The following is an 11255-nucleotide window of genomic DNA, read 5'->3' as shown; positions in this document are numbered from 1 at the left end:
CCCCTCGTAAGGGTACGCAACATCGCCCTCCCGTGGGGAACCGGTGCCGCATCAGTTTGCCACGAGCCCCGACGCCGCCAGCCACCTGGTCGGGAACAGGGGCAGGGGCAGAGCGCGGACGGGCGGCCGCGGTTATGTCACGGCACGGCCCAGCACCCGCGCGAGCGCGGCCCCGATCTCGTCGCTGAGGTCGGGAGACACGGGCATGGCCTGCCTACCGGCGCTCCCCCGCGGCAGCTGGGGGCTGGCAGCCGAAAGGCCCTCGCCAGCCGACACCGGTGAGCTCTCCCGGCCGCAGTCCCGGCACGAGACCGCGCCAAGGGCCTTGGCCAGCTGGGTGGAGCCGCAGCCATCGCACCGGTCAAGAACCTCCGACCATCCCGTCACCTGCTGGCATGGCGGGCAGAACAGAACCTGTTCACCGTCGACCACCGCCCGTCGCCATGGGCTGGACCCGCGCGCGGGATCGGTCTGACGGACGTGACAACGAAAACACGGCATCGCGCGACTACTAACTCCCTCAAGGCCGCCGGGCACGGATTCATGATCGCACACCCGGCGGCCGGCCAGCTCCCTCAGGACCACCAGTGACATACCGGATGATGCTTGCGGTCTGGCACCTGGCGGGTTGACGGGACGATCGAGGCAGGCTACAGGGCCGCGAGCGCCTTCAGATACTCGGCATGGTCGCGTGCTTCGCCAGGCCCGTTGACAACCCTCCAGCGCACGATGCCCTCTTTGTCGATGACGAAGGTCGCCCGCACCGCGAAGCCCTTGCTCTCCTCCAGAACGCCGTAACTGCGCGCAACCTCGCCGTGCGGCCAGAAGTCCGCGAGCAGCGGGAAATCATAGCCCTCGCGGTCAGCCCACACCTTGTGAGCGTAAGGCGAGTCGACGGAGATGGCGAGCAGCTGCACATCGTCGTTCTGGAACGACGAGAGATCGTCACGGACCGCGCAGAGCTCGCCCTGGCAGATGCCGGTAAAAGTAAGCGGGTAAAACAAAAGAACAACGTTACGACGTCCATGGAACTCCGAGAGCACAACCTCCTCGTTATTTTGATCACGCAAAGTGAAATCTGGGGCAGCGGTGCCCACCTCTACGGCCACTGGGCAATCCTCTCGACAGCGGACGGTGTCCCGTCAGGAAAGGGCGGTCGACCACGCGCACCCAGCATGCCACCTGATCAACCTTGACATCCGCCACGGCAGGCCGAAGGTGTGCGCCGGCCAGGTAACCATGCGGAAGGGACGCGTCCGAAGTCTCACCTGCGAATATCACAACCAGTAATATTTGCCCTGTTGCGTCGCTCCGGGTAAAAATCCGCTACCTCGGTCGCTTCGTCGACCATCGGACTGGACGCGGCCGAAGCCGCCACGCCCTAGACCATCTGTGATGACCATGCATGACTTAGAGCGCCCGGCAATAGGGGTGTGGATCAAGGAGCGGGGCTGGGGTGCGTGCATCGCGAGGCGGCGGAGACAGCCGCCGGAGGTGTCGGGTGGCGACCGACGAGCCGGGGTACCCGTGCATCCCACGGCGATGGACGGGCAGCGATGACGCGAGGTGCGTGCCCTGGCCCCGCGACGCCGCGTCTCCTATGGCCGGTCGCTCTTACTGGGGCACTACTGAGATCAGTTGCGACCGGGCGGCCGACCGTACACCGAGCGGTACACGGAACAGGGGAACGCGGTGACCGACCAGAACCTCAGTCCGTACGGCCAGCTCCACGGGGACCAGCAGCCATGCGGGCCGCGGCGCGTCGATGAGCACGACCAGCCCCGCCGCCCGCGTCCACCGGGCGACAGGCCCGAACGCGACGGCCGGCTCACCAGCGTGTCCCAGCCTGGTGTGCCCCAGCCCGGCGGGCCGCCGGTCCCCGGCCGCGCGAACCCGGGTTCGACAACACCCGCTCCCAGCGGCTACCCGCAGCCGGCAGACACCGGCATCTACGGCAAACGCCGCAGCCCCTTCGCCGTCTGGCTCGGCCTTCCTCTCATCACTCTTGGTATATACAGCATCATCTGGATCTATAAGATCACCAGAGAGCTCAACGAGTACGACCAACGAAACGTGATCGATCCGATCCGTCCGGTGCTTGCGGTGACGCTCGGCGTCTTCCTCATCTTTCCACCGTTCGTCACTATCTGGCGACTGTGTGCGCACGTACGCCAAGCACAACAAGCGGCGGGTCTGCCCCCGCTACGAACCGGAGCCGCGTTCACCGTCTTTCTTCTCGGTTGTGGCCCGCTGAACCTGCAAGGTGAGATCAACCGCATCTGGGACCGCTACCCGGGCGCGGTCGAGGGGCAGCAGGTCCCCCTGCCCGCCCGGCCTTGATACACCCACCCACAGCCGGCCCCGCTCACCGGCCGCCGCTGCCCAACGGGCGGCCCGTACCCCCGGTCGCCACCGGATCTGGCCGGCGACCGGGGTCCCAAGGGACACCAGGAACCTGTTTCAGATCTTCTGTCCGGGCGATCCACGCCCAGCCGGCACCCGGCTTCGTTGTCGGCCACACCGATACGGCTCATCCGGTATCGGTTCGGCCTTCCTCCGTGCCAGGAACCACCTGGACGCGGCTCGCGGTCCGAACACAAGATTCACAACGGGCTCTAACGATGCCGGATCCGTTGGGACTTCGGTGCGGCCAGACGCATTCCGGCCCATTCCGCGGCAACGCTCACGGTGCTGGTCTGCACCAAGCCAACGGTCGGTACCGCCTCCAGGACGTCACTGGGTTCGACATGCCCCTGTCTGCCGGCCTTCGGCGTCAGAAGCCAGATCACCCCAGCCTCGGACAGCTGGCGGCGCGCGTCGATGAGCGCCTCCACGAGGTCGCCGTCGTCGTCCCGCCACCACAGCAGTACAACGTCGACCACATCGTCGGAGTCCTCCGGGACGAGTTCCGTTCCGCTGACAGAGGTGACGGCACCTAGAAGATCATGGGCGATGTCATCGTCTTCGTTAAGCGACTGAACCAGTACCCCTGGCGTGATACCCAGACGTTCCGCACGCCGCTGACCCTCGGCGTTCGCCGCGGTCGGACTCACCCTCAACAACCTCCTGCTCGTGTCAGCAGCACACGGACACGCTGTCCGCGTGCAACGGCTGGGCCGCGCGGTGGACTTTCGATCCACCTACCGCCCGCATCGCCGTAGACCTAGTCCACCGGAGCACCCCCGGGCAGCGCAAGTGCCACGCCGGTAGTTGTGGACAAAGGTGCCGCCCGCGCCCTCTCATCCGGACAGGAACGAGAGCCGAACCGTGCGTTCGGGATTGTCCACGTTGAGATCAACCAATGCGATGGACTGCCATGTCCCGAGCAGCAGATGACCATCGAGAACCGGGACGGTCAACGATGGTGCGATCAACGCGGGCAATACGTGTGACCTTCCGTGACCATTCGACCCGTGCGCGTGATACCATTTATAATCAACTGGCAGCAGGCCCGCAAGTGCGGCGAGAAGATCCGCGTCGCTGCCCGACCCGAGCTCAAGGATCGCGAGTCCGGCAGTCGCATGCGGGACGAACACGGACAGTAGACCGCTCCCGCGACCGGTCACGAATCGTCGTGCCGCGGCTGTGAGATCACAAACACATTCCTCGTCGCCGGTGCGCACCGACAGCGTCGTCGTCTCCATGAATCCCCTTCGCCCCCGCCGCCATCCGTCGTCGTCGTCAGCCATTGTCCCCAGCGGTTTCACAAATCCGGCGCACCGGTGACAGGCCGATCGGCCGGTGGCGCCGGGCCGGCCGCGGCGGGCCGCCAGCCCGCCTCCCTACCGACAGGTAACCAGGGGCGCGCGTGACGAGACGGCCCGCACAGAGCACGATGGAAGGGGACCTACTCGCGACCAAACATGCGAACAACGACCAAGTGACGACAGGGAGAACGCGTGGCGAAGGACAGCGGCAGGAGGTTTTCGGTCATCACCGATGGCCTTCCCAGCCAGTTGCCGGACATCGACCCGTCCGAAACCAGCGAATGGCTGGATTCCCTGGACTCAGTGATCGACGAGCAGGGCCGCGGTCGGGCAAGATTCCTCATGCTCAAGCTGCTGGAGCGGGCCCGGGAGAAGGCCGTCGGTGTGCCTGGGCTCACCAGCACCGACTTCATCAACACCATTCCGCCGGAACGGGAGCCGTGGTTTCCGGGCGACGAGCACATCGAACGGCGCATACGCGCGTATATTCGATGGAACGCGGCAATCATGGTAAGCCGGGCAAATCGGCCCGAATATGGTGTTGGTGGTCATATCGCCACCTATGCCTCAAGCGCCGCGCTCTACGAGGTCGGATTCAACCACTTCTTCCGCGGTAAGGACAACCTGACCGCGGGGCCGGGCGGCGACTCCGGCGACCAGATCTTCGTCCAGGGCCACGCCTCGCCAGGAATCTACGCCAGAGCCTTTCTTGAGGGCCGGCTGACCGCCGGCTCTCTTGACGCGTTCCGCCGCGAGAGCGAGGCGGGTGGGCTTTCGTCATACCCACACCCACGTCTGATGCCCGACTTCTGGGAGTTCCCGACGGTCTCGATGGGCCTCGGACCGATCCATGCCATCTATCAGGCCCGGTTCAACCGGTACCTGCTGAACCGGCGAATCAAGGACACCTCGCGCAGCCGGGTATGGGCCTTCCTCGGCGACGGCGAGATGGACGAGCCCGAATCAATCGGCGCCCTCGGCATCGCGGCCCGGGAGGAACTCGATAATCTGATCTTCGTCGTGAACTGCAATCTGCAGCGTCTCGACGGCCCGGTACGCGGCAACGGCAAAATCATGCAGGAGCTGGAATCCCTGTTCCGCGGTGCCGGCTGGAACGTCATCAAGGTGGTCTGGGGGCGCGACTGGGACCCCCTGCTCGCCCAGGACACCGACGGGGTCCTGGTACACCGCATGAACACGACGCCGGACGGCCAGTTCCAGACTTACACGACGTCGTCTGGAGCCTACATCCGGGAGCACTTCTTCGGGGCGGACGCCCGGCTGCGCCGCATGGTCAAGGACCTTTCCGACGACGACCTGCGCAAACTTTCACGCGGCGGTCACGATTACCGCAAGCTCTATGCCGCCTACAAGGCCGCGACCGAGCACGCCGGCCAGCCCACGGTCATCCTCGCCCACACCATCAAAGGCTGGACGCTGGGCAAGGACTTCGAGGCCCGTAATGCCACGCACCAGATGAAAAAGCTCACCAAGGGCGAGCTGAAGGAGTTCCGCGACCGCCTCTACCTGGAAATTCCCGACGCCGATCTCGAGCTGGACCTGCCCCCGTACTTCCATCCCGGCCCGGATTCGGACGAGATCCAGTACATGCGGGAGCGACGGGCCGCCCTCGACGGTTCGCTCCCCCGGCGGGTCGTGCTGGCGCGGCCCCTTCCCCAGCCGCCGAAATCAATCTTTGATGATCTACGGCGGGGCTCGGGCAAACAGCCGGTGGCGACCACCATGGCCTTCGTCCGCCTGTTCAAGGATCTACTGAAGACGAAGGAGATAGGCGCCCACTTCGTCCCGATCATCCCGGACGAAGCCCGTACCTTCGGTATGGACGCCATGTTCCCGACCGCCAAAATATACTCACCGCACGGGCAGCGCTATGAGGCGGTCGACCGCGACCTGCTGCTCTCCTACCAGGAGTCCGAATCCGGCCAGATGCTGCACGAGGGCATCAACGAAGCCGGCTCGATGGGTTCGGTCATAGCCGCGGGCACCGCGTATGCCACCCATGGGGTCCATATGATCCCGGTGTACGTCTTCTACTCGATGTTCGGATTTCAGCGGACCGGCGACCAGATGTGGGCGTTCGGTGACCAGCTCGGCCGTGGGTTCCTGCTCGGCGCCACCGCCGGGCGCACCACTCTCAACGGTGAGGGGCTCCAGCACCAGGACGGCCATTCGCTGCTGCTCGCCTCGACGAACCCGGCCTGTGTGGCCTATGATCCCGCGTTTGCTTTCGAGGTCTCCCACATCGTCCGCGACGGCCTCGACCGCATGTACGGCGAGCGCGACGAAAACGTCTTCTACTATCTGACCGTCTACAACGAGCCTTTCCCACAGCCGGCCGAACCGGCCGGGATCGACCCGGCACAGATCCTCGCCGGTATGTATCTGTTCCGGCCGTTCGCCGACGCTGGCCTGACCGCTCGGTCACCGGCGGAGATCGCGTCAGGCGCGGCACCGCATTGCGCACAGCTGCTGGCCAGCGGCACCGGTATGCGGTGGGCGCTGGCGGCCCAGGAGCTGCTGGCGAACGATTTCGGCGTGGAAGCGGACGTGTGGTCGGTGACCTCCTGGAACGAGCTGCGCCGGGAGGCTCTCAGCTGCGAGGAACACAATCTGCTGAATCCGGATTCGGTGGAACGCCGGCCATACGCGACCCGTCTCCTGGAAGGGGCGCCCGGACCAGTGATTGCCGTCAGTGACTGGATGCGGGCGGTACCGGACCAGATCTCGCGGTGGATTCCACAGGACTACTCCTCCCTCGGCACCGACGGCTACGGGCGCTCCGACACCCGGGCGGCATTGCGTCGCCACTTCCACGTGGACGCCCAATCGATCACGGTGGCGACGCTGGAGGCGCTGGCGCGCCACGGCTCGGTCAAGACCGCCGTCGTCGAGGACGCGATCCGTCGCTACGGACTGCGTGACTAGTGGTCGCCGGCGGCATCCCGATGCCGGGATGCCGCCGGCGGGTGCCGCTGGGCCCGGCCGGGTGCTCTCACCGGCCAAGGGTGGCGTGCATCTCCCAGACCAGGATTTCCGCCGGCCCGGCCGAGGCGCTGACCACGAGCCCGTCGCAGCCTCGGATCCGGGCCGCGTCACCAGCGGTGAGATCACCAGAAGTCTCCAACGTAACCGTGCCACGCGCGACGAACAGATGCACCCAGGGCGCGGCCGGCAGCCGCACGCAGCCGGACTCGGGCAGGCGTGCGCCATGCAGGATGGCGTTGTTCTGCCGAATGTCAACCGCCGCCCGCGAACCGCCGCCGCCGGCCACCGCCACCAGGTCACCCGCGGCGAGCGCGTCCGTCACATCCATCTGGGCGTAGCCAGGGGTGATCCCCGCTATGTCCGGAGTCACCCACATCTGGATAAAGCGCACTGTACCGGGATCTCCTGGAACATGTTCCCCCGCTTCGGAGCCCGCCGCCGCGTTCAGTTCCGCGTGCAGGATCCCGGTGCCCGCGCTCATGCGCTGGACGATCCCGGGGCTGATCACACCGCTGCTTCCGGTGGAATCGGTATGCGTGAGCTCACCCTCGAGGACCCAGGTCACGATCTCCATGTCCCGGTGCGCGTGGGTGCTGAAACCGCCACCAGGAGCGATACTGTCGTCGTTGTTGACCAGCAGCAGGCCGAAGTGGGTATTGGCAGGGTCGTAGTGACGACCGAACGCGAACGAGTGGCGCGACTCCAACCATGGCTTTCGGGTGACGGCCCGGCTGTCCGAGCGCCTGACGGCAATCGCCGTTCCTCGCGACATCGAGATATCAGTCACAGTCCCGTCCTACCCTTTCTTGTCACTCATCTATACCTGTCCGCTACCATTGGTGCAGCTACTCTCAGCTCGCGAGTTGTCGTAGAGTGCGTCCCACGCGGATGCCCCCAGACCATGGTCCAACGTATTCGTCCTCACCTCGCGGTCAGGACGGTCCCGAGCGGCGGGTCCCAAGGGTCTCCGACCGCACGATGACCGTCCTGAGCGCACGGTCATCGTGCGGTCAGGCGGGCTCTGATGATTGCAGCACCATCGCCTCTCCCGGCCCTGGGGGGCTGCCGGGAACCTGAAAGAGCTATGATCGCGCTACCGCTGCCCCACCAGCCCCTGAGGCTGTTGGTCAGGTGGTCCAAACGCAACGTGAGTGCCTCCGAGGAGGCGATGTGACGGCTGCCGACAGCTCGGCGAAACAGATGTCATCGGTTACCAGCAACACAATTGTTACCTGGCGTTACTACCTGAACGCGAGGTCGTGAGGTGGCCCGCATAACACTCGGGAAAAAAACATGATTCTGCGGTCACGTCGGATCAACCGGCTGGAGGATCACCCCAACCTGCGTGGTATTCTTACCATCCTCACGCAACTGGTACATACCAGTGACGCTGAGCTCAACCAGCTCGCGTCGGCTTGGCACAACACCTCACAGCTCGCCGCCGCGCGGGACAAGGCGCTCTCACCGGACGCCCCATTGGTTGTCGAGGTTCTCGCCGCCTTCGACGCGCTCTCGGCCATCTACGCCGACGACCTCGCGGGCATCGACGACTACGTGACGGTCGATCCGGGCATCACCGCGACCGCGCTCAAGGCGATTCGTGACGCAATCGCCGCCGCCTACGCAAAACCGATCCTCACACGGTCGGAGTACGCGGCGCTGATGCGACCGTGGCGTGCCGTCTACCCTCGCGGCCGAGGCCACGAACCGGACCTCGGCCCTTTCGGATCCGAGGTCAAACGGGTCCTCGCGGCGCTGCCGGTACTCGCGCGCCGTTGCCACGATGCCGACAGCCTCCGGGTCTACGACTGCCTGCTCGTCACCGCGCTCACCCGCGACGAGAGCGAGCACCGGGACGCGATGGAAACCGCCTTCAACAGCGCCGTGCGTACCGGTCGCCGGCGCGTGTGGACCCTGGTCCGGCGCAGCGCCGCCGAGGGGTTCTGGCGGCTGTGCCCGTCCTGCCGCAATATGATCAATACAGATGACGCCGCTGCCGACCAGCGGGTCATGGAGCTGTGTGCCGATCTCGCCTGCGCACTGCTCGTCCAGGACATCCTCGACCCGGATACGCTCGCCAGCCTGACGGCACCGCTGCACACGCTCATCCCGCCGCAGAACCGCTACGGCGGCGAACGGCGACAGCCGGGCCGGGATCTTCCTCCCGATAGATCATCAGGCGAACGGCATTCGTAGTGATCGTTAAATGAACGATCTCCGTGCCGACCTCACCGTCGTGCGCGAAGGGCAACGGCCCCTGCCTGGACAGTAGCCGCACCTGCTTGACCGATGCCTGCTCGTAGACCCGGCTCCGGCCAAGGGAACCGGTCAGGATGGCTCCCGCCAGCCGCGTCCGGGCGAACGGGGATTTGCCGTCGACAAGGCGGAGGTCCAGGAGCCCCTCGTCCAGACGCTCGCGGTAGGTCGGGGCAAACCCGTCCGGCCGGTAGATCCCATTACCCACGAAGACCAGCCACAGCCGGCGCTGGCGCCCGTTGATCTCCACCTGAACCGCCGGTTCGCGCCGCAGCACCGAGACCAGCGCGCATGCCATAGCCGGCCACTTGCCCATCCTGGCCTCGAGCTTCTCCCGGATGGCGACCATGTCCGGATAACTGCCGATACTCACGGTGTTGAGGTAGATATGCCCGAATCGGCTCCCGGCCGGCCGGACACCGTCGATACGCCCGACGTCGACGCTGACCGCCGTGCCGCTTCGCACCGCGCGCGCCGTGGCCTCGGCAGAGCCGAGGCCCAAGTCGGTGGCGAAGTGGTTGAGAGTGCCACCGGGGAAGAGTGCGAGCGGTAGGCCGTGGTCCAGCGCGACCTGGGCGGCCTCGGCGGCGGTTCCGTCGCCGCCTACCGCGCCGAGCACCCTGGCGCGCCGCGCGGCCTCGAGCAGCGCCTGCCTCAGCTCGCTGTCGGCGCCTGCCCGCAGGATCTCCGCCTGGGGAAGGAACGCGCCGATGACCGCCAGGATGTCATGGTTGTGACCACCGCCAGCCTGTTCGTTGACGACGACCACCAGGCCCGCGCCGTCGGGTAACGCCGGCACCGATGGTGGCGCCGGACGAGCCCGCACCGGAGTGTACGGACGCCTGGGCATGACCTTGGTCGTCGCCAGCGCCGCCGTAATCCCGATGGCGACACCCGCGAGAACGTCACTGGGGTAGTGGACGCCGACATAGACCCGGGAAAAGGCCACAGCCGAGGCGAGGATCCCGACCGGGATCGCCGTGACCGGCGCGTCCATCGCGACCGCGGTGGCAAACGCCGCGGCGGAGGCGGCATGGCCGGAGGGAAAGGAAAAAGTTGTGAGATCCCGGCGGAGCCGGCGGCGCAACGGTACGCCGTTCTGATCAGGACGGCCCCGGCGGAACACCACCTTGGCTGGTCCGTTCGCGGTCGCGCTGGCAAGCCCGAGGGCCAGCACGCCTCGAAATGCCGCTCGCCTGCGCCGTCCTCTGCTGACGCCAAGCAGCACCGCTGTCCCCCACCACAGCAGGCCGTGGTCGCCAGCCCGGGACAGGCCCGGCAGGATCGGGTCGACCAGCGGACGAACCGCGGCAAGCCGGGCGAAGACGGCCCGGTCCACGCCGGAAACGACCGAGAGCAGCAATCGTGCCCCGTCAGCGGTCAGCCCGCTCCCGGTGACAAGGCCCCGCTGCTGGCGGGCCGCGTCAGGCAGTGCGGCTACGCGGTGTCGGCAGGGCTGTCTGGTGGCGTGTCACAACCGCCGCGGCAGCGCTGCTCACCAGGCTCGGAAGTCCTCGCCGGGGCTCGATGGTGCCCCCTGTCGGCAGAATCTCCCCCGTGTCGTCAAACAGGATCACACCATTGCACAGCAGGCTCCATCCCTGATCGTAGTGCCGAATCGTGACCCGCGCGGCGTCCCGGTCGGGACTGGCGGCGGACGGACAGGCCGGGGAGTGCGGACAGCTCGCCGGGCCGGGCAGGTGGGACGCGGTGGGTACCTGTGAACTCGCCGACGTCCTTGTCGATGGATCTCCAGAAACCGTTGTTCCTCGCACAGTCACAGAAGATTACGCCCCCAGGTAACGGACGTCACATCGACCTACCTGTCTTCGCGGTGGACATGGTTCCCATGTGGACGCACTTCGGATGTGCATCGAGTTCGGATGCGGACGGAGTTCACAGGCAGCATGCTTCATGGGTAGATGCGCGGATCGCTGGATGACGAGAGAGCCACAACTCGACGCGCTTCGTAGCCGACCGCTTCTCTGTCGCGACCACCACTACCAGCAATCAACACGTTGAAACTACCCGGTGACAGATATCGGATATATCGATGCCGCCTGATGGCGGGAAAACGTCTTCGGTACCTTTTCCTGGACCCATTACAGGCCCGTACCCGGCCCGTTGGCGGCCGGCCGGGATCTCGCGGCCCCGTGGGCGGCCCGCACGGGTACCTACAGAGCGGTTCATGTCGATGAAGATGCCGAGGTATCAGCCGCCATACCGCCCGGACGCGGGCACTGCCGACGTCCGGACCACGACGGCGCTCGCGGCGCCGGCCCGTGC

General features: G+C 66.3%; 10 protein-coding genes. 3 read left to right on the top strand and 7 right to left on the bottom strand.

The features are described 5' to 3' along the window. Positions 1-132: 132 nt before the first annotated feature. Together MJ785_RS14090 and MJ785_RS14085 are read right to left on the bottom strand one after the other, a co-directional pair. A complete protein-coding gene (locus tag MJ785_RS14090; RefSeq protein ID WP_239377457.1) occupies positions 133-432 on the bottom strand; it encodes a hypothetical protein in 300 nt (99 codons plus the stop codon). A gap of 218 nt (positions 433-650) precedes the next feature. Then, positions 651-1109 (bottom strand): peroxiredoxin, encoded by a 459-nt coding sequence (locus MJ785_RS14085; RefSeq protein ID WP_239310797.1) that lies wholly within the window; start codon positions 1107-1109, stop codon positions 651-653. 583 nt (positions 1110-1692) lie between these two features. Here MJ785_RS14085 and MJ785_RS14080 point away from each other — a divergent pair. Next, positions 1693-2340 carry a DUF4234 domain-containing protein gene (locus MJ785_RS14080; RefSeq protein WP_239381265.1) on the top strand — a complete coding sequence of 216 codons (648 nt, stop codon included), beginning with the start codon at positions 1693-1695 and terminating at the stop codon, positions 2338-2340. Positions 2341-2615: 275 nt separating this feature from the next. Here the strand turns inward: MJ785_RS14080 and MJ785_RS14075 are convergent, their stop codons facing one another. Then, positions 2616-3053, bottom strand: coding sequence for a DUF3052 domain-containing protein (locus MJ785_RS14075; RefSeq protein WP_239310800.1), 438 nt, complete (start codon positions 3051-3053; stop codon positions 2616-2618). A gap of 186 nt (positions 3054-3239) precedes the next feature. Continuing rightward, positions 3240-3644, bottom strand: coding sequence for a YjbQ family protein (locus tag MJ785_RS14070; protein ID WP_239310801.1), 405 nt, complete (start codon positions 3642-3644; stop codon positions 3240-3242). A gap of 255 nt (positions 3645-3899) precedes the next feature. Between MJ785_RS14070 and aceE the strand changes: the two genes are divergently transcribed. After that, a complete protein-coding gene (gene aceE, locus MJ785_RS14065) occupies positions 3900-6653 on the top strand; it encodes a pyruvate dehydrogenase (acetyl-transferring), homodimeric type (protein ID WP_305039916.1) in 2754 nt (917 codons plus the stop codon). A 67-nt stretch (positions 6654-6720) separates the two neighbouring features. Here aceE and MJ785_RS14060 read toward each other — a convergent pair whose 3' ends face one another. Then, positions 6721-7485, bottom strand: a complete 765-nt coding sequence (locus MJ785_RS14060) for a pirin-like bicupin family protein (RefSeq protein ID WP_239405654.1) — start codon at positions 7483-7485, stop codon at positions 6721-6723. Between the two features lie 521 nt (positions 7486-8006). On the opposite strand from MJ785_RS14060, the gene MJ785_RS14055 reads away from it, so the two are divergent. After that, positions 8007-8909 carry a hypothetical protein gene (locus MJ785_RS14055; protein ID WP_239310803.1) on the top strand — a complete coding sequence of 301 codons (903 nt, stop codon included), beginning with the start codon at positions 8007-8009 and terminating at the stop codon, positions 8907-8909. Here the strand turns inward: MJ785_RS14055 and MJ785_RS14050 are convergent. Further along, entirely contained in the window at positions 8818-10308 is a 1491-nt protein-coding gene (locus MJ785_RS14050) for a bifunctional phosphatase PAP2/diacylglycerol kinase family protein (RefSeq protein WP_370652948.1), read from the bottom strand. The two genes, MJ785_RS14055 and MJ785_RS14050, sit on opposite strands and share 92 nt — an antisense overlap. 85 nt (positions 10309-10393) lie before the next feature. Beyond that, on the bottom strand, positions 10394-10744 hold the full coding sequence (locus MJ785_RS14045) for a DUF5999 family protein (protein ID WP_239310815.1): 351 nt from the start codon (positions 10742-10744) through the stop codon (positions 10394-10396). Positions 10745-11255: the final 511 nt, after the last annotated feature.

This window comes from Protofrankia sp. CiT1, from assembly GCF_917627335.1.
Lineage (GTDB): Bacteria > Actinomycetota > Actinomycetes > Frankiales > Frankiaceae > Protofrankia.
The sequence above is the reverse complement of the archived record's forward strand: the minus strand, read 5'-3'. Positions and strand labels throughout refer to the sequence as shown.

Bases quoted from the DNA above. Each gene is read 5' to 3' on its own strand.
- MJ785_RS14070 (WP_239310801.1), bottom strand. From the start codon at position 3,644: ATGGAGACGACGACGCTGTCGGTGCGCACCGGCGACGAGGAATGTGTT.
- MJ785_RS14060 (WP_239405654.1), bottom strand. From the start codon at position 7,485: ATGTCGCGAGGAACGGCGATTGCCGTCAGGCGCTCGGACAGCCGGGCC.
- MJ785_RS14055 (WP_239310803.1), top strand. From the start codon at position 8,007: ATGATTCTGCGGTCACGTCGGATCAACCGGCTGGAGGATCACCCCAAC.